The organism is Enterobacter sp. C4G1, from assembly GCF_052886895.1.
Genome location: NZ_JBQVVV010000002.1, coordinates 579,022 through 596,132, shown reverse-complemented (window position 1 = coordinate 596,132; position 17,111 = coordinate 579,022). Strand labels below are relative to the sequence as shown.

Annotated in this window: 19 protein-coding genes; 6 read left to right on the top strand and 13 right to left on the bottom strand. The window is 54.3% G+C overall.

The annotated features are described in order from the left end of the window. Positions 1 to 8: 8 nt before the first annotated feature. Together ACT9TW_RS16740 and ACT9TW_RS16735 are read right to left on the bottom strand one after the other, a co-directional pair. Positions 9 to 800, bottom strand: coding sequence for a PhzF family phenazine biosynthesis protein (locus ACT9TW_RS16740; protein WP_446493101.1), 792 nt, complete (start codon positions 798 to 800; stop codon positions 9 to 11). 27 nt (positions 801 to 827) lie between these two features. Beyond that, on the bottom strand, positions 828 to 1,616 hold the full coding sequence (locus ACT9TW_RS16735) for a PhzF family phenazine biosynthesis protein (protein WP_446493100.1): 789 nt from the start codon (positions 1,614 to 1,616) through the stop codon (positions 828 to 830). Between the two features lie 175 nt (positions 1,617 to 1,791). Between ACT9TW_RS16735 and ACT9TW_RS16730 the strand changes: the two genes are divergently transcribed. Further along, entirely contained in the window at positions 1,792 to 2,988 is a 1,197-nt protein-coding gene (locus tag ACT9TW_RS16730; RefSeq protein WP_446493099.1) for a sugar transporter, read from the top strand. An 87-nt stretch (positions 2,989 to 3,075) separates the two neighbouring features. On the opposite strand, the gene ACT9TW_RS16725 is transcribed toward ACT9TW_RS16730, so the two are convergent. Continuing rightward, positions 3,076 to 3,741 (bottom strand): MarC family NAAT transporter, encoded by a 666-nt coding sequence (locus ACT9TW_RS16725; protein WP_182061085.1) that lies wholly within the window; start codon positions 3,739 to 3,741, stop codon positions 3,076 to 3,078. A 256-nt stretch (positions 3,742 to 3,997) separates the two neighbouring features. Here ACT9TW_RS16725 and marR point away from each other — a divergent pair, with 256 nt between their 5' ends. From marR to marB, 3 genes are read left to right on the top strand one after another with little or no spacing between them, the layout of a single operon-like run. Next, positions 3,998 to 4,432, top strand: coding sequence for a multiple antibiotic resistance transcriptional regulator MarR (gene marR / locus ACT9TW_RS16720; RefSeq protein WP_014070273.1), 435 nt, complete (start codon positions 3,998 to 4,000; stop codon positions 4,430 to 4,432). A gap of 19 nt (positions 4,433 to 4,451) precedes the next feature. Then, entirely contained in the window at positions 4,452 to 4,832 is a 381-nt protein-coding gene (gene marA, locus ACT9TW_RS16715) for an MDR efflux pump AcrAB transcriptional activator MarA (protein WP_001303241.1), read from the top strand. Positions 4,833 to 4,877: 45 nt separating this feature from the next. Further along, on the top strand, positions 4,878 to 5,096 hold the full coding sequence (marB, locus tag ACT9TW_RS16710; RefSeq protein ID WP_259837696.1) for a multiple antibiotic resistance protein MarB: 219 nt from the start codon (positions 4,878 to 4,880) through the stop codon (positions 5,094 to 5,096). A 37-nt stretch (positions 5,097 to 5,133) separates the two neighbouring features. Here the strand turns inward: marB and eamA are convergent, their stop codons facing one another. Then, a complete protein-coding gene (eamA, locus tag ACT9TW_RS16705) occupies positions 5,134 to 6,033 on the bottom strand; it encodes an O-acetylserine/cysteine exporter (RefSeq protein ID WP_446493098.1) in 900 nt (299 codons plus the stop codon). A gap of 191 nt (positions 6,034 to 6,224) precedes the next feature. On the opposite strand from eamA, the gene ydeE reads away from it, so the two are divergent. Further along, positions 6,225 to 7,430: an efflux MFS transporter YdeE gene (gene ydeE / locus ACT9TW_RS16700; RefSeq protein ID WP_446493097.1), complete on the top strand. Its 1,206-nt coding sequence runs from the start codon at positions 6,225 to 6,227 to the stop codon at positions 7,428 to 7,430. A gap of 23 nt (positions 7,431 to 7,453) precedes the next feature. Here the strand turns inward: ydeE and zinT are convergent, their stop codons facing one another. The 8 genes from zinT to ACT9TW_RS16660 all read right to left on the bottom strand — a co-directional run bounded on the left by zinT (position 7,454) and on the right by ACT9TW_RS16660 (position 15,474). After that, on the bottom strand, positions 7,454 to 8,095 hold the full coding sequence (gene zinT / locus ACT9TW_RS16695) for a metal-binding protein ZinT (protein WP_446493096.1): 642 nt from the start codon (positions 8,093 to 8,095) through the stop codon (positions 7,454 to 7,456). Between the two features lie 52 nt (positions 8,096 to 8,147). Then, on the bottom strand, positions 8,148 to 8,846 hold the full coding sequence (gene urtE / locus ACT9TW_RS16690) for an urea ABC transporter ATP-binding subunit UrtE (RefSeq protein ID WP_315688626.1): 699 nt from the start codon (positions 8,844 to 8,846) through the stop codon (positions 8,148 to 8,150). Positions 8,847 to 8,855: 9 nt separating this feature from the next. Then, a complete protein-coding gene (urtD, locus tag ACT9TW_RS16685; protein WP_182061079.1) occupies positions 8,856 to 9,653 on the bottom strand; it encodes an urea ABC transporter ATP-binding protein UrtD in 798 nt (265 codons plus the stop codon). Beyond that, entirely contained in the window at positions 9,653 to 10,726 is a 1,074-nt protein-coding gene (urtC, locus tag ACT9TW_RS16680; protein ID WP_182061078.1) for an urea ABC transporter permease subunit UrtC, read from the bottom strand. Before urtC ends, urtD begins: the two co-directional genes overlap by 1 nt. After that, the gene (urtB, locus tag ACT9TW_RS16675; RefSeq protein ID WP_446493095.1) at positions 10,726 to 12,300 is read right to left on the bottom strand and encodes an urea ABC transporter permease subunit UrtB; all 1,575 of its coding nucleotides are present in this window, start codon (positions 12,298 to 12,300) and stop codon (positions 10,726 to 10,728) included. Before urtB ends, urtC begins: the two co-directional genes overlap by 1 nt. Positions 12,301 to 12,324: 24 nt before the next feature. Next, entirely contained in the window at positions 12,325 to 13,596 is a 1,272-nt protein-coding gene (gene urtA / locus ACT9TW_RS16670; protein WP_014070264.1) for an urea ABC transporter substrate-binding protein, read from the bottom strand. Between the two features lie 203 nt (positions 13,597 to 13,799). Next, positions 13,800 to 14,903 carry a cobalamin-independent methionine synthase II family protein gene (locus ACT9TW_RS16665; RefSeq protein ID WP_446493094.1) on the bottom strand — a complete coding sequence of 368 codons (1,104 nt, stop codon included), beginning with the start codon at positions 14,901 to 14,903 and terminating at the stop codon, positions 13,800 to 13,802. Positions 14,904 to 15,060: 157 nt separating this feature from the next. Further along, positions 15,061 to 15,474 (bottom strand): rhodanese-like domain-containing protein, encoded by a 414-nt coding sequence (locus tag ACT9TW_RS16660; protein ID WP_446493093.1) that lies wholly within the window; start codon positions 15,472 to 15,474, stop codon positions 15,061 to 15,063. 73 nt (positions 15,475 to 15,547) lie between these two features. On the opposite strand from ACT9TW_RS16660, the gene ftrA reads away from it, so the two are divergent. Beyond that, positions 15,548 to 16,555 (top strand): transcriptional regulator FtrA, encoded by a 1,008-nt coding sequence (gene ftrA / locus ACT9TW_RS16655; protein ID WP_446493092.1) that lies wholly within the window; start codon positions 15,548 to 15,550, stop codon positions 16,553 to 16,555. Positions 16,556 to 16,726: 171 nt separating this feature from the next. On the opposite strand, the gene ACT9TW_RS16650 is transcribed toward ftrA, so the two are convergent. Continuing rightward, complete coding sequence (locus ACT9TW_RS16650) at positions 16,727 to 17,104, bottom strand: hypothetical protein (protein WP_182061072.1); 378 nt, start codon at positions 17,102 to 17,104, stop codon at positions 16,727 to 16,729. Positions 17,105 to 17,111: the final 7 nt, after the last annotated feature.

Genomic DNA, 17,111 nt, shown 5'->3' with positions numbered 1-17,111 from the left:
TCACTCAGTTAACGCAGATAAATACGGCCTTTCAGATACAGCGCGGCTTGTCCGCCAATCAACACACGATCGCCCTGCAATTCGCAGCGCAAATCCCCGCCCCGCCGGGATACCTGGCGGGCGTTTAACTGGGTTTTGCCCAGCTTCTCGCTCCAGTACGGGATCAACATGCTGTGCGCTGAACCGGTCACCGGATCTTCCGGCACCCCTTCTCCCGGGCAGAAGAATCGGCTAACAAAATCGTACTGGTCACCCGGCGCGGTGATGCAGACCATTTTATCCAGCGGGATCATCGCCGAGATATCCGGCGTCACGGCTTCCACCTGCTGCTGGTTTTCCAGCACCACCATGTAATCACGTCCGACACGTACCTCTTTAGCACTGCTGATGCCCAGCGCGCTGAAGAGTAACGCCGGCGGATTATCTACCACCTCCGTTGACCACGCCGGGAAATTCAGTGTCAGCCAGTCACCGTGGCGTTTTACCGTCAGGTTGCCAACAAAACGGGTGGAGAATTTAATTTCTGTATGCGGATAGTTGAGATATTCAAAAATGACATGGGAGGCCGCCAGTGTAGCGTGTCCACAAAGGTTAATCTCATCCAGCGTGGTGAACCAGCGCAACTCAAATCCATCATCCGTGTGCACAAAGAACGCGGTTTCCGACTGGTTGTGTTGTTGCGCCATTTTGAGCAACGTTTCGTCCGGCAACCAGGCTTCCAGCGGGCAAACGGCTGCTGCGTTTCCGCCAAAGGAGGTGTCGCTAAAGGCATCTACCAGATAAAAATCGATTTCCTGCATTGTCTCTTCCCCTGTTGTTATACGTTTTTAGCGCAAAAATACCGTGCCTTTCAGATAGAGCGACGCCTTGCCGCTCATCAGTACGCGTTGCCCGTTCAGTGCACAGCGGACATCACCGCCGCGGGCTGATACCTGGCGTGCGAACAGCGTGGATTTCCCCAGTTTCTCACTCCAGTATGGGATAAGCATGGTGTGCGATGAGCCAGTGACCGGATCTTCCCAGACGGCAACGCCCGGCGAGAAAAAGCGGCTGACAAAATCGTACTCCCCGTTGCCGCGTGCGGTAACGGCCACCTTATGTTCACCTGGCGTCATCGCTGAAATATTCGGCGTGACCGCTTCCACCTGCCGCTGATTTTCCAGCACAATAACCCAGGCCCGGCCTTTGCGGGCTTCGACATAGTGGCTTATCCCAAGCGCCGAAAGCAACTCTGGCGGCGGGGTTTGTGCCTGGGTTAGGCAGGCCGGGAAATCCAGCGTCATCCAGTCACCCTCGCGGCTGACAGTCAACCGGCCTGAAGCGGTGTCGAAATGAATGCGCGAATCGGGGTAACCCAGTTCGTTAAACAATACATACGCGCTGGCGAGCGTTGCATGACCGCAGAGATTGACCTCCGTTACCGTGGTGAACCAGCGAAGTTCGATGCCGCCCTTGCTGCACACAAAAAACGCGGTTTCCGACTGGTTATGCTGCTGCGCCATCCTGAGTAGTGTCTCATCCGGCAGCCATTCCTTTAACGGGCAGACTGCTGCCGGATTACCCCCAAACGCGGTATCGCTGAACGCATCAACCAGATAAAAATCAATCTCCTGCATTGTCTTACCCCCTGTTTTTATTGTGTTGTTCTTTATATTCAATGAAAACACACGCCTTCGCTACCGCTGTCATAAGGTAAATTTTGAGATCTGCGTCACATAATGATTGAGTTTTAGCCGTTTAACGCTTTAAGATCTCCGTCACATCCTCCAGGCAACGGTTCCAGACATCCCTATGACAACAAACACAGTTTCCCGCAAGGTCGCGTGGCTACGTGTGGTCACGCTTGCCATTGCAGCGTTTATCTTTAATACCACTGAATTTGTCCCTGTTGGGCTGTTGTCCGACATTGCGGAGAGTTTCCAGATGGAGACCGCTCAGGTTGGCATCATGCTGACCATTTACGCCTGGGTTGTCGGTATGATGTCGCTGCCGTTTATGCTGCTGACCAGCCAAATGGAGCGGCGCAAACTGCTGATTGGGTTGTTCGCCTTATTTATCGCCAGCCATGTGCTGTCGTTTATGGCCTGGAACTTTACCGTGCTGGTGATAAGCCGCATCGGGATTGCCTTTGCCCACGCGGTCTTCTGGTCAATCACCGCCTCTTTAGCCATCCGACTCGCCCCTGCAGGTAAGCGTGCCCAGGCGTTAAGCCTGATCGCAACCGGTACCGCGCTGGCGATGGTTTTAGGCTTGCCGATTGGTCGCGTGGTGGGGCAATACTTTGGCTGGCGTACCACCTTCTTCGTCATTGGCGTGGGAGCTCTGGTTACGCTGCTGTGCCTGATCAAACTGCTGCCAAAAATGCCAAGCGAACACTCGGGTTCACTGAAAAGCCTGCCGCTGCTGTTCCGACGTCCTGCGCTGATGAGTATCTATCTGCTCACCGTGGTGGTAGTTACAGCGCACTATACGGCCTACAGCTATATAGAGCCTTTTGTGCAGACCGTGGCCGGATTTAGTGCGAACTTTGCCACCGTGCTACTGCTGATTCTGGGCGGCGCGGGCATCATCGGCAGCGTACTGTTCGGGAAACTGGGTAATCAGCACGCGTCGCTGCTGGTGAGCAGCGCCATTGGCATGCTGCTGGCGTGCCTGCTTCTGCTTATGCCTGCAGCAGACAGTGAAATGCATCTTGCCGTGCTGAGCATTTTCTGGGGCGTGGCAATCATGATTATTGGCCTGGGAATGCAGGTCAAAGTTCTGGCGCTTGCACCCGACGCTACCGACGTGGCAATGGCGCTGTTCTCCGGAATATTTAACATTGGGATTGGCGCAGGTGCGCTGGTGGGCAATCAGATAAGCCTGCACTTCTCGATGGCGTCGATTGGCTATATTGGCGCAATCCCGGCGCTGGCGGCGTTTATCTGGTCGGTTCTGATTTTCCGTAAATGGCCAGTGGCGATGGAAGAACAAGGCCAGCATGGGTGACGTTTGTTTGTGCCGGGTGGCGGCTTCGCCTTACCCGGCCTACAAAACCTGTCGGCCCGTTTAAGCAACGCGCCGCCGGGCAAAACATCAATGATAGGTCTTAATAATTTCGAGCACGCCGTTAATAATAAACTGCACGCCCATACAGACCAGCAAGAAGCCCATCAGACGAGAGATAGCTTCAATACCGCCCTTGCCCACCCAACGCATAATCGCGCCAGAACTGCGCAAAGAGCCCCACACAATAATCCCGATAAGCGCAAAGATGATTGGCGGTGCCACCGTGATAACCCAGTCCGGGAAAGTAGCGCCGTCACGCACCGTTGAGGCAGAACTGATTATCATGGCTATCGTCCCTGGCCCTGCGGTGCTTGGCATCGCTAAAGGGACGAAAGCAATGTTGGCGGAAGGCTCAGTTTCCAGCTCTTCGGATTTGCTTTTTGCTTCCGGCGACTCATGCGCTTTTTGCGCCGGGAACAGCATCCGAAAACCGATAAACGCAACAATCAGCCCGCCCGCAATACGCAGACCCGGAATCGAGATCCCGAAGGTGTTCATCACCAGCTGTCCGGCGTAATACGCAACCATCATGATCGCGAAAACGTACACAGAGGCCATCATCGACTGATGATTGCGCTCCGCACTGTTCATATTCCCTGCCAGCCCTAAAAACAGCGCAACCGTCGTCAACGGGTTAGCCAGCGGCAGCAAGACCACCAGCCCAAGACTAATTGCTTTAATCAAATCCAACATAGTGCGTCGTCGTCCTTATCCATAATTCAACACCGCAATTATAGGGTGAAACCGGGCATTTCAGCCATTGGCACAACGTAAGGATTATTTTCTCTGCTGAATCATAACAACCCGTTATGTTTATGATTTGAAAGCCCCAAAAAAAAGTTCATGAATCGTTTTAGCAATTCGTGGCATCGGCCAATTCATTCAGTTGACTTATACTTGCCTAAGCAATAATATCTGCCGTGACTAACTACTTGCCAGGGCAACCATTGTGAAAAGCACCAGTGATCTCTTTAACGAAATTATTCCACTGGGTCGTCTTATTCATATGGTTAATCAGAAAAAAGATCGTCTTCTCAATGAATACCTGTCTCCGCTGGATATCACTGCAACACAGTTCAAAGTGCTGTGTTCCATTCGCTGCGAAGTGTGTATCACGCCGGTAGAGCTGAAAAAGGTGCTCTCTGTAGATCTCGGTGCCCTGACTCGAATGCTGGATCGACTCGTCTGCAAAGGATGGATAGAACGAAGCCCTAACCCGAATGACAAACGCGGCGTACTGGTGAAACTGACCAGCGACGGCGCGGCGATGTGTGAGCAATGTCATCAATTAGTAGGACAAACAACGCACCAGGAACTAACAAAAAACTTAACGGCGGATGAAGTGGCAACGCTTGAGCACTTGCTTAAGAAAATACTGCCGTAATACAGAAAGAGGTATGACGATGTCCAGACGCAATACTGACGCTATCACAATTCATAGCATTTTGGACTGGATCGAAGATAACCTGGAATCGCCGCTCTCCCTTGAGAAAGTGTCAGAGCGTTCAGGTTACTCAAAATGGCACCTGCAACGGATGTTTAAAAAAGAGACCGGTCATTCATTAGGACAATACATTCGCAGCCGCAAGCTGACGGAAATTGCCCAGAAGCTCAAAGAAAGCAATGAACCGATCCTTTATCTGGCGGAGCGGTATGGGTTTGAATCGCAACAGACCTTAACGCGTACGTTTAAGAACTACTTCGACGTGCCGCCTCATAAGTATCGAATCACCAGTATGCCGGGTGAATCCCGATACCTGTATCCGCTGAAACATTGCAGCTGAATCACTAAAGCTAACTATCGCCTTTAAGACGTAACCGAGGAAATCATGAAATTCACCGTCTCCGCCGCCCTCGCCTTGCTGGTGCTTGTCTCCAGCCAGACCTTCGCGGAGCAAACCCCACAAGCAGCTCAGCAGAACAATCGCGATGCGATGATCATGCCTTCTGCCAATAACCAGTCACCTTTTGATTTCAACCACATGGGTGCTGGTAGCGACAAATCCGACGAATTAGGCGTGCCGTATTACAACCAGCGCGACCACTGATTCGTGTTGCCCCGCTGATGCGGGGCTTTTTTTGGCGTTAACTTCTCACCCGCGTCACCCGACGCAAGCGCAAACCAAACACGTTGATATACAGCCCGGCCATAATCAGCACTGCGCCAAACAACTGTAACGCGCTGAGTTTCTCCCCAAGCAATACGGCGGCACTGGCGATACCAACCACCGGAACCAGCAAAGAGAGCGGTGCCACACGCCAGGTTTCGTAGCGGCCCAGGAGTGATCCCCAAATACCGTAGCCAATAATGGTGGCCACAAAGGCCAGGTAGACCAGCGACAAAATCGTGGTCAGGTCGATATTCACCAGGCTATCGAGCATGACGGCCGGGCCATCAAAGCTAGCGGATGCCACCATAAACGGAACGACAGGGATCAGCGCACTCCAGACCACCAGCGACATCACCGGTGGGCGTGTTTCGTGCTGCATAATCAGTTTGTTAAAAATATTACCGCAGGCCCAACTCAGCCCCGCCGCCAGGGTTAGCATAAAACCAAGCAACGCCACATGTTGCCCGTTCAGGCTGGCCTCAACCAGCACCAGAACGCCAAACACGGCAAGGGTAATCCCCGCCAGCTGTTTGGCCTGCAAGCGTTCGCCAAAGACAAAGGCACCCAGAATAATGGTGAAGAAAGCCTGCGCCTGAAGTACCAGTGACGCCAGCCCGGCGGGCATCCCGAATTTGATGGCGCAGAACAGAAAGGCGAACTGACCAAAGCTGATGGTCAGGCCGTAACCCAGCAACAAGGTGAACGGGATTTTAGGACGGGCAACAAAGAAGATTGCCGGGAAGGCCACCAGCAGAAAGCGCAACCCCGCCAGCATTAATGGCGGCATGTTGTGCAAACCGACTTTGATTACAACGAAATTGAGCCCCCACACTACGACCACCAGCAACGCCAGTAGCCCGTCTTTACGCGTCATACCCTGCCCCTGATTATTAAATTTTTGTAAACAGATTCAAGGTAACGAAAAAAAGCACAGAGGAAAAGATCATTAATTCTGGCAGTCAGTGGAAGCACTTACGGATAAATTAGGTGCTATACAAGCCCCTTATGGCGTGATAATCCTGATAAGACACAACAATAAATCATAAGCTAATGTCGGGCAGGAATATGAAACCATCTCTCAGGCGCTCAACCGCAGCGCTGTTGGCATCGTCATTGTTATTAACCATCGGTCGCGGGGCAACACTGCCGTTTATGACCATCTATCTGACGCGCATGTATAACATGAGCGTAGAGAATATCGGTTATGCACTGACCGTGGCGCTGACTATCGGCGTGGTGTTCAGCATGGGATTTGGCATTCTGGCGGATAAATTCAATAAGAAACGCTATATGTTGATCTCCATTACGGCCTTTATTGTGGGCTTTGTGGCGATCCCGCTGGTGGATGACGTCACCCTGGTGGTGCTGTTCTTCTCGCTTATCAACTGCGCCTACTCGGTATTTTCGACGGTACTGAAAGCCTGGTTTGCCGATGTGCTGACATCGAGCGAAAAGGCCCGCGTGTTCTCGCTGAACTACAGTTTTCTCAACATCGGCTGGACGGTCGGGCCGCCGATTGGCACCTGGCTTGTGATGTACAGCCTGCAACTGCCATTCTGGCTGGCTGCGATTTGCGCCGCGCTGCCGCTGGTCTTTATTCAGTTTTACGTCCAGAAGAGCATTGCCTCTGACACGCCGCAGGAGACCACCCCGTGGCAACCCTCGATCCTGCTGAAAGACCGGGTGCTGATGTGGTATACGCTTTCCGGCCTGCTCGCCTCCTACGTGGGTGGTTCATTCGCCACCTGTATTTCCCAGTACGTGCTGGCCGCTAACGCCGACAGTGATTTTGCGCAGAATGTGGTTGCGGTGGTGTTACCGGTGAACGCCGCCGTGGTGGTGACGCTGCAATATGCCATCGGGCGCAAGCTGTCGGCGGCGAACATTCGCCCGTTAATGGCGGTTGGCACGCTCTTTTTTGTACTCGGTCTCGGCGGGTTCATGTTCTCTGGCGAGAACCTTGTTTACTGGGGGATCGCCGCAGGGATCTTTACGCTGGGAGAGATTATTTATGCACCTGGTGAATACATGCTCATTGATAACATTGCCCCGCCGGGGATGAAGGCGAGTTATTTCTCTGCGCAGGCGCTGGGCTGGCTGGGCGCGGCGGCAAACCCGATGATCACCGGTATCATCCTGAGCCATCTGCCGCACTGGTCATTGTTTGCCATTATGATGGCGGCGATTGTGGTAGCCTGGCTGATGATCCTGCGCGGGATGAGCGTGAAAAGTGACGCTAGCGTGTTAGCCTGTAGGCCGGGTAAGGCGTAGCCGCCACCCGGCAACAGCAAATTCTAGTGGTGCAACATCTCGTCTACCACCTGATCTTTGTACATCTCGTTAGGATAATAGGTTGGCCAGTTATCCATCTCTTTCAGCAGCGCCTCGTGGGAGGTGTTGCCCATAAAGATATGGAAATGCGAGGACGCTTTTGGCCCGATGATGTGGTCGCTGAACTGCACAAACTTCGGCGCGCTGCTGCTGGCGTCCTTACACTCAAACAGATAGCGAACGCCTTTCTTGCCTGATGCGTAAGTCAGGATTTTGTAGCCGCTGTAATCGTAGTGACAGCTACTGACCTCTCTGCCTGTGTGGAATTCCATGACGTTACTTTCAATGCTGATGCTGTCGACATCAGTGGCGTAGCCCGTGCGGTAATACGCTTTGACCTGGTCGAACGTTTTGCTTTTATCCTTTGCGGCTTTCTGTTTAAAGACCGGATCCAGCGAACCGTCCAGCAGGAACGGATAGACAGACTGCCAGACGCCGTCCCAGTCGGACAATTTTCGGTCCTTCACATCTTTGTCAGCAAAAACGCCGTTCGCGGCCTTCTGTTCGGCTTCCGTCATTTGGTGACCATGTGAATGAGCAAAAAGCTGGCCACTGACCAGCAGCGCCCCCAGAGTCATCGCAAATTTTCCAATATGTGCAGACAAAACAATACCCTCACTCCGTTTTATAAGAATGAGGATGTTATATTATAACATTTCAAATCGCAACCAGACCGCGAACGCCTTCTTGTTCCATATTTTCGCCACGACCACGCTGTATGATGGTTCCGCGAGACATCAGTAAATAGCTGTCGGCCAGTTCAGCGGCAAAGTCGTAAAACTGCTCAACCAGCAGAATGGCCATATCGCCCCGGTCGGCAAGCTGGCGGATCACCTGCCCAATCTCTTTAATAACCGAGGGCTGAATACCTTCGGTAGGTTCATCCAGGATAAGCAGCTGCGGGCGGCTCGCCAGCGCACGGCCAATGGCCAGCTGCTGCTGTTGCCCACCGGAAAGATCGCCACCCCGGCGGTGTTTCATCTCTTTGAGCACCGGAAAGAGCTGCCAGATCTCGTCCGGGACGTTTTTCGCCTCGCGCGCAGAGAAGCGCGATAACCCCAGGAGCAGGTTTTCTTCAACGGTTAAACGCGGGAAGATCTCCCGGCCCTGTGGCACATACGCCACGCCTGACTGCACGCGCTGATGGGGTTTGCTGTGCGTGATTTTTTTCCCCTGCCAGAGCACCTCGCCCGTTTTAGCCGGAATAAGCCCCATCAGGCATTTCAGCAGCGTGGTTTTCCCCACACCGTTGCGCCCTAAAAGGCAGGTGACTTCGCCCGTTACCGCTTCAAAGCTGACACCGCGCAGAATATGGCTTCCGCCGTAATACTGATTCAGTTCGTTGACCTGTAACATCAATGCTCCTTAGCGCCCCAGATACACTTCAATCACCTGCTCGTTGGCCTGCACCTCGCGAAGCGAACCTTCCGCCAGCACCCGTCCCTGGTGAAGTACCGTCACGTGATCGGCAATGGTTTCAACAAAGCCCATATCATGCTCAACCACCATCAGCGAATGTTTACCCGCCAGCGTCCTGAAGAGCTCTGCCGTGTATTCAGTTTCTGCATCCGTCATCCCGGCTGCGGGTTCGTCGAGCAGCAATAAATGCGGGTCCTGCACCAGCAACATACCGATTTCCAGAAACTGTTTTTGCCCGTGGGAAAGCAGACCCGCACGCCTGTCACGTTCACTGCTCAGACGTAACAGCACCAGCATCTCGTCGATGCGGTCAGCCTGTTCGCCGCTGAGCTTTGCCCGCAGGCTTGCCCACACGGATTTATCACACTTCATGGCCAGCTCCAGGTTTTCCCACACCGTCAGCGCTTCAAACACCGTGGGTTTCTGGAATTTTCTGCCAATACCCTGACGGGCGATAGCCGCAGGATCCAGCGCAGTCAGATCAATCGACTGGTCATACACCGCCCGCCCGCTTTGCGGCCGTGTCTTACCGGTTATCACATCCATCAGGGTGGTTTTACCTGCACCATTGGGGCCAATCACACAGCGTAATTCGCCTACGCCGATGTTTAATGACAGGTCGGTTAGCGCCTGAAACCCGTCGAAATTGACGTTAATGGCCTCAAGCTGCAGTACCGGGTCGGTCTGATCGCGGTAGCGATCGCCGGGCAACTGGCGGGTAAAGAGTCCTTCGGCTGGCTGCATTATTTCTCTCCCTTACGAAACAGGCCGTAGACACCGCGCGGTAAAAACAGGGTGACGGCGATAAAAATCAGCCCCAGAAACAGCTGCCAGTACTCCGGCATTGCCACGGTGAACACACTTTTTGCGCCGTTGACCAGCGCAGCGCCAATCACCGGGCCAATCAGCGTGCCACGTCCACCCAGTGCCACCCAGATAGCGGCTTCAATCGAGTTGGTGGGCGACATTTCGCCCGGATTGATAATACCCACCTGCGGGACATACAACGCGCCCGCCAGGCCGCACAGCACGGCAGACAGCGTCCACACCAGCAGTTTAAAACCACGCGGATCGTAGCCACAGAACGTCAGGCGGTTTTCCGCATCACGCACGGCGGTCAGAATGCGGCCAAATTTGCTTTTCGCCAGCGCAAAACCGATGCCCAGCGTCAGCAACAGCAGCACAACGGTAGCCAGGAACAGCGCAATGCGCGTGGACGTTGCGGTGACAGAAAACCCGAGCAGCGTTGTGAACCCCGTAAAGCCGTTATTGCCGCCAAAGCCGGTTTCATTACGAAAGAACAGCAACATGCCTGCGTAGGTCAGCGCCTGGGTCATGATCGAGAAATAGACCCCTTTAATTTTTGAGCGAAACGCAAACCAGCCGAACACCAGGGCAAGCAGACCTGGGATCATCACAATTAACACTAATGCCCAGGCAAAATGCTGGGTGCCCCACCAGAACCAGGGCAGCTCGCTCCAGGAAAGGAACGACATAAACGCGGGCAGCCCATCACCCGCGGCCTGACGCATCAGGTACATCCCCATCGCATAGCCGCCCAATGCGAAGAAAATGCCATGTCCTAACGACAACATCCCCGCATAGCCCCACACTAGATCCAGAGCGACGGCTACAATGGCGTAACAGAGAATTTTGCCCACCAGGGTGAGCATCCAGGTGGATAACGCCAGAGGGTGCGTGGCGGGCAACAGTGCCAGGAAAGGCAACACCAGCAGCAGTGTCACCAGCAGGCTGCCGAGAATTTGCGTGGTACGCGGCGCTTTACGCGCCAGCGTTAAGGTAAGTGGCTGGCTCATCAGTCAATAACTCTCCCTTTAAGTGCAAACAGCCCCTGCGGACGTTTCTGAATGAACAGAATGATCGCCACCAGGATCAGGATTTTGCCCAGAACAGCGCCCATCTGCGGTTCGAGGATTTTATTGAAGATCCCAAGGCCAAAGGCGGCAGCCACGCTACCTGCCAACTGACCGACACCACCAAGCACCACCACCAGGAACGAGTCAATAATGTAACCCTGGCCCAGTTCCGGCCCCACGTTGCCCAGCTGTGATAACGCCACCCCGCCCAGACCGGCAATGCCCGACCCCAGGCCAAAGGCAAGCATATCAATGCGCCCGGTGGGCACGCCGCAACAGGCCGCCATGCTGCGGTTTTGTGTTACCGCGCGCACGTTCAGCCCCAGACGGGTTTTATTCAGGGTAAGCCAGGTAAAGAACAGCACCAGCAGCACAAAACCGAGCACCACAATCCGGTTCCACGGCAGCGTCAGGTTGGCAAAAACCTGCACCCCGCCGGAAAGCCATGCCGGGTTTGCCACTTCGAGGTTTTGCGCGCCAAACGTCATCCGCACCAGCTGGATAATCATCAGGCTGATCCCCCAGGTTGCCAGCAGGGTTTCCAGTGGGCGGCCATACAGATGGCGGATAACAGCACGTTCAAGCACCATGCCAACACAGGCTGTCAGCATAAAGGCCACCGGTAGCGCCACTACCGGATAGAGTGCCAGCCACTGCGGGGTAAATTGCGCCATGAACTGTTGCACCATCCAGGTGGCATACGCTCCCAGCATCAACATCTCGCCATGGGCCATGTTGATGACGCCCAGTAATCCATAGGTGATGGCCAGCCCCAGCGCGGCCAGCAGTAGTACGGAACCCAGCGACAACCCCATAAAGGCCTGACCGAGTAAATCGCCCCACATCAGGCGGTGTTTAATGTGATTAAGGCTCTCTTCGGCAGCGGCACGCACTCTGGCATCCGGTTCAGTTTGTACCTGAGCATATGGTGTCAGTTTTGCCTGAACATCAGGATCGTCAGACTGCCCCAGCAGCTCCACGGCCTTCAGACGCACATCAGCCTGTGGGCTGGTCAGTTGCAGATTCGCCAGCGCCAGTAACAGCGCCTGGCGTGCGACATCATCCGTTTCACTGCCCGCCCGCTTTTGCAGGAAATCGAGCATATCGGGCTGCGCGTCGCGCTGAAGTTGTCTTGCGGCATCGCGCCTTTGCGTGACACTGTCACTCACAAGCTGATGCGTGGCGAGCGCAGTGGTCGCCAGAACCCGCAGGCGATTGGTCAGGCGAACGGCTTTTGTCTGCCCCTCTGCATTCGTTGCATCACCCAGAGCCACCATCGTACCGTTGCTGCGGGTAAACGCATGTTTTTGACTGTCGAGATAGAGATTTTCCTTTTGCAGCGCCTGCAACAGCGGCAGCCGCGCCGCTTCCGGCGAGGCCGCCCACTGTTCCAGCATCGCAGCCTGCTGGCTACGATTGGCGGCAACAAAATCATCAGCATCCGATGCCTGCGCCATCCCTGGCAGCAGTCCGGTAAGCCATACAACAGCGACAATAACGCGCATGATATTCATGGCTTTTCTCCCTTTGACAATGACTTAGTTGCTGGCCGTTTTCATTGGCTGATCGGGTTTTTTGTCATTACCGGCAATGAACGGACTCCACGGCTGGGCACGTACCGGCTGTTCCGTCTGCCAGACCACGTTAAACTGCCCGTTACCTTCAATTTCGCCAATCATGACCGGCTTATGCAGATGGTGGTTGGTGGCGTCCATGGTCAGCGTAAAGCCGGATGGTGCTTTGTAAGATTGCCCCGCCATTGCCGCACGGACTTTATCCACATCGGTGGTGCCGGCTTTTTCTACCGCCTGCGCCCACATGTGGATCCCCACGTAGGTCGCTTCCATCGGGTCGTTGGTGACCACGGTATCGGCGTTAGGCAGCTTGTGCGCTTTGGCATAGGCTTTGTAATCCGCCACAAAGGCCTGGTTGGTTGGGTTATCGACGGACTCAAAGTAGTTCCACGCCGCAAGGTTACCCACCAGCGGTTTGGTATCGATGCCGCGCAGCTCCTCTTCTCCGACGGAGAACGCCACCACCGGCACATCAGTCGCTTTCAGCCCCTGGTTTGCCAGCTCTTTATAGAACGGAACGTTGGAATCGCCGTTAATGGTGGAAACCACGGCTGTTTTACCGCCCGCGGAGAATTTCTTGATATTGGCGACAATGGTCTGGTAATCACTGTGGCCGAACGGGGTGTACACCTCTTCAATGTCTTTATCCTGAACCCCTTTGGAGTGCAGGAACGCGCGCAGGATTTTGTTGGTGGTGCGCGGGTAAACATAATCGGTGCCGAGCAGGAAGAAGCGTTTGGCACTGCCGCCGTCTTCACTCATCAGATATTCCACCGCCGGGATAGCCTGCTGGTTTGGCGCCGCCCCGGTATAGAAGACGTTTGGCGACATCTCTTCGCCTTCGTATTGCACCGGATAGAACAGCAGACCGTTCAGCTCTTCAAAGACCGGCAATACGGATTTACGTGATACTGATGTCCAGCAGCCAAATACCACGGCAACCTTATCCTGACTCAACAGCTGACGGGCTTTTTCCGCGAACAGCGGCCAGTTAGACGCCGGGTCGACTACCACCGGCTCCAGCTTTTTACCCAGTACGCCACCTTTCGCGTTGATCTCATCGATCGTCATCAGGGCAACATCTTTCAGGGGCGTTTCAGAAATGGCCATCGTGCCGGACAACGAGTGCATGATCCCCACTTTGATAGTATCCGCAGCCTGAACACCAAAACTCATTCCCATAGCGACCACAGAGGCCGACAGTGCAAAAGCTTTTACAAAGGTACGACGGTGCATATTTTCACTCCTGAAAAGAAAGCTGTGCAAAACGTCCGTTACCGCCTGGACGCAGAAAATAAACATGTGTCAGCTTAAGAGGAGCAAAAAAGATGCCAGGATGAAAAACGTGGATTTTCGGGGGCGGAATGAAGACCTGCGGGGAAAACGACTCAGAATGGTACAGCGCTGCACTTTAATAATGCAGCGCTGTGTCAGAAGTATTACCAGACTTCGCTGGCGATTTGTGTCACCAGACGCACTTTATCCCACTGCTGGGTTTCGTTCAGGGTATTGCCCTCTTCAGTGGAGGCAAAACCGCACTGCGGGCTTAAGCAAATCTGCTCTTTCGCGACATATTTTGCCGCCTCTTCCAGACGCGCCTTCACACCCTGCGGGTTTTCCAGCTCGCCATTTTTGGTGGTGATAAGGCCCAGCACCACCTGCTGTTTACCCGGGCGGATAAAGCGCAATGGCGCAAAATCACCGCTGCGATCGTTATCGTATTCCAGGAAGAAGGCATCGACGTTGACCGTACCGAACAGCACTTCCGCCACCGGCTCGTAGCCGCCTTCGGAAATCCAGGTTGAACGGAAATTGCCGCGACAGACATGCAGGCCGATGGTCAGATCATCGGGTTTCCCTTCCAGCGCTTTATTCAGCACGCGAGCATAGGTGCGCGCCAGCTCGTCGGCGTCATCCCCACGTTCGCGGATCTGACGGCGCTGATCGTCAGAGCAGAGATACGCCCAGACGGTGTCGTCCAGTTGCAGATAGCGGCAACCTGCGGCATAGAACGCATGGATAGCATCGCGCCAGGTTGTCGCCAGGTCGTCAAAATAGGCATCCAGATCCGGGTAGACCGTTGCGTCGATATCTTTGCGGCCGCCACGGAAATGCAGCACGCTTGGGCTTGGAATGGTCATCTTCGGCTGCGCATTCCCGCTGATACTCTTCAGGTATCGGAAATCAGCCAGCATTGGATGGTCACCGAAGCCCAGCTTACCGGTGACACGCACACCGTGGGCTTTGGTCTGTACCCCATTGAACTGGATACCCTGCTGAGAATCATAACGTTCAACGCCCTGCAACCCGTCGAAGAAATCGAAATGCCACCAGGCGCGACGAAACTCCCCATCGGTGACCACATGCAGGCCACAGGCACACTGCTGCTCGACAACATGGCGGATCGCCTCGTCCTCAACAGCGCGAAGCTGCCCGGCATCAATCTCACCGCTGGCAAATTTCAGACGAGCCTGTTTGATGGCATCAGGGCGTAAAAAACTGCCTACTACATCGGCGCGGTACGGGGCATGTTGTCGCTGCATGGAAATCTCCTGTTTCTGCCGGCAGATAATTGCCGACAGTGATAATTCATTTCTTGAACTTTTAGACTTCTGGATGTCTAAATGTCCAAAAAAGATGTCATACCCGCCGCGTCACGACAAACGAGAAAATTTCACCTGTGTTGAAAAAAATTCATCTTCAGCCGAGTACCGCTGAAATTTGCCCGGCAAAGTCGAAGTTTTCATCCTGCCAGCCGGTGATCCCGCCGAGCATGATTTTTACCGGCAACCCCAGCCGGGCGAGTTTCAGCGCGGCTCTGTCGGCGCCGTTACAGTGCGGCCCGGCACAATAGACCACAAAGACCGTGTCTTCTGGCCACTGCGCCATGCGCTCCGCTGTGATCTGGCTCCAGGGCAAATGGATAGCGCCCGGAACATGACGACGGGCAAACTGCTCGGGTTTGCCCACCACGTGCAGCAAAACAAAGTCCTGATCGTTATTGGTCATGGCGTGATGCACATCGGCGCAGTCTGTTTCCACACTCAGGCGACGCAGAAAATGGGCAACGGCTTCTTGTGGCTCGGCTGCCGGAAATTCCGTAACATAACTCATGAATCTTTCTCCTCTAAGGTGTTTGTGTTAACACTACTCTATCCACAAATTCACCCACTGAATGCGTCCGCTCATGCCAGAAAACCGCAAAAAGATGACAAAGTTAAGACAGCTTTCCTCCCCACGGGTGGTCGTACTGGCCTATGACGGGCTGTGTACCTTTGAATTTGGCGTAGCGGTTGAAATTTTCGGGCTTCCGCGTCCCGAAATGGGGGACGACTGGTATCGTTTTGCCGTGGCGGCGGTTGATGAAGGTGAACTTCGTGCGACCGGCGGGATCCGCATTCTGGCCGACGGCAATCTCAGCTTGCTGGAACACGCCGACCTGGTCGTTGTGCCAGGCTGGCGAGGAGTAGACTCGCCGGTGCCGGAGGCTCTGTGCGCCGCGCTGCGCCAGGCCAGCGCCCGGGGGTGCCAGGTGATGTCTATCTGCTCCGGGGTGTTCGTGCTGGCCGCCGCCGGGTTACTCGACGGACGACGCGCCACAACCCACTGGCGCTATTTTGAGACGCTGAAATCCCGCTTCCCGTCCATCGATGTGGTTGAAGACGTGCTGTATCAGGATGAGGGGGATCTTCTGACCTCCGCCGGCAGCGCGGCGGGTATTGATTTATGCCTGCACATGGTCCGCCGGGATTACGGCATGGAAGCGGCGAATCGTGTTGCCCGCCGTCTTGTCATTCCACCTCATCGGGATGGTTCGCAGACGCAGCAACTGAGCCGCCCTGTAGCGCAACTGCGCGAAAGCCAGCGTTTTGGCAAGTTGTTTGATTATCTTCATCAGCATCTCGCACTGCAACACAGCGTCGATTCACTCTCGCAGCGCGTGGGAATGAGCCAGCGCACCTTTCTGCGCCGCTTTCAGGACGCAACAGGCACAACGCCCGCGCGCTGGTTGCTCAACGAAAGGCTACTGCGGGCAAAAGATTATCTGGAAAACAGCCGGTTAAGCATCGAAAGCATTGCCGAACAGACCGGGTTTGGGCAAGCAGCTACGCTGCGTCACCATTTCCGCATGCATTTCGCACTTTCACCGGCGCAGTATCGCAAACAGTTCGCCCTTTCATCTGAACGGCCCTGATGGCGGACAGGCAAAAAAAACCGCCATTGAATGGCGGTAAATGCTTGCATGGATAGATTTGTATTTAGGTATCAACATCCCCGCCATTCCATGACGGGTTGTGTACTGCGATCACCCTATCACGGGTCGTCTCAACAAATGCTAAACAACGCAATTAACCTTGCTTAACGATCAGGACTGGGTAACATCCGCGTCTTTGGTGTTGATTTGCAGAAACTTCATCAACCCCTGTTTTGCGCTCTGTTTTGCATCGTCGTTGATGGCTTCGAGATAGAAAGAGCGAGAAACATCGTAAGGAGCTTGTTCTGCCGAATAGACCGCAAACTGGAAGCTTTTCCCGCGTTTTTGATTCAGGCAATCCAGCTCCCAACGTTGTTCGTCAATCTGGATGCTGGTGCAGGAAACTTTACCGTAATCGCTGGTCAGATATGAACCCACTCGGGATTCGGCAGATTCCATAAAATCAGGTTTGTTATTATAGGCGTAACTCGCACACGCTGTTGCCGCTACAGCGAAAACCGCAATAGCCACAGAGAGTGATTTTTTCATTTTGGAA

What these genes read in the sequence shown, in the direction of transcription:
- ACT9TW_RS16740 (WP_446493101.1), bottom strand. Translation starts at nt 800, where the DNA reads ATGCAGGAAATCGATTTTTATCTGGTAGATGCCTTTAGCGACACCTCC.
- ACT9TW_RS16735 (WP_446493100.1), bottom strand. Translation starts at nt 1,616, where the DNA reads ATGCAGGAGATTGATTTTTATCTGGTTGATGCGTTCAGCGATACCGCG.
- ACT9TW_RS16730 (WP_446493099.1), top strand. Translation starts at nt 1,792, where the DNA reads ATGACAACAAACACAGTTTCCCGCAAGGTCGCGTGGCTACGTGTGGTC.
- ACT9TW_RS16725 (WP_182061085.1), bottom strand. Translation starts at nt 3,741, where the DNA reads ATGTTGGATTTGATTAAAGCAATTAGTCTTGGGCTGGTGGTCTTGCTG.
- marA (WP_001303241.1), top strand. Translation starts at nt 4,452, where the DNA reads ATGTCCAGACGCAATACTGACGCTATCACAATTCATAGCATTTTGGAC.
- marB (WP_259837696.1), top strand. Translation starts at nt 4,878, where the DNA reads ATGAAATTCACCGTCTCCGCCGCCCTCGCCTTGCTGGTGCTTGTCTCC.
- eamA (WP_446493098.1), bottom strand. Translation starts at nt 6,033, where the DNA reads ATGACGCGTAAAGACGGGCTACTGGCGTTGCTGGTGGTCGTAGTGTGG.
- ydeE (WP_446493097.1), top strand. Translation starts at nt 6,225, where the DNA reads ATGAAACCATCTCTCAGGCGCTCAACCGCAGCGCTGTTGGCATCGTCA.
- urtE (WP_315688626.1), bottom strand. Translation starts at nt 8,846, where the DNA reads ATGTTACAGGTCAACGAACTGAATCAGTATTACGGCGGAAGCCATATT.
- urtD (WP_182061079.1), bottom strand. Translation starts at nt 9,653, where the DNA reads ATGCAGCCAGCCGAAGGACTCTTTACCCGCCAGTTGCCCGGCGATCGC.
- urtC (WP_182061078.1), bottom strand. Translation starts at nt 10,726, where the DNA reads ATGAGCCAGCCACTTACCTTAACGCTGGCGCGTAAAGCGCCGCGTACC.
- urtB (WP_446493095.1), bottom strand. Translation starts at nt 12,300, where the DNA reads ATGAATATCATGCGCGTTATTGTCGCTGTTGTATGGCTTACCGGACTG.
- urtA (WP_014070264.1), bottom strand. Translation starts at nt 13,596, where the DNA reads ATGCACCGTCGTACCTTTGTAAAAGCTTTTGCACTGTCGGCCTCTGTG.
- ACT9TW_RS16665 (WP_446493094.1), bottom strand. Translation starts at nt 14,903, where the DNA reads ATGCAGCGACAACATGCCCCGTACCGCGCCGATGTAGTAGGCAGTTTT.
- ACT9TW_RS16660 (WP_446493093.1), bottom strand. Translation starts at nt 15,474, where the DNA reads ATGAGTTATGTTACGGAATTTCCGGCAGCCGAGCCACAAGAAGCCGTT.
- ftrA (WP_446493092.1), top strand. Translation starts at nt 15,548, where the DNA reads ATGCCAGAAAACCGCAAAAAGATGACAAAGTTAAGACAGCTTTCCTCC.
- ACT9TW_RS16650 (WP_182061072.1), bottom strand. Translation starts at nt 17,104, where the DNA reads ATGAAAAAATCACTCTCTGTGGCTATTGCGGTTTTCGCTGTAGCGGCA.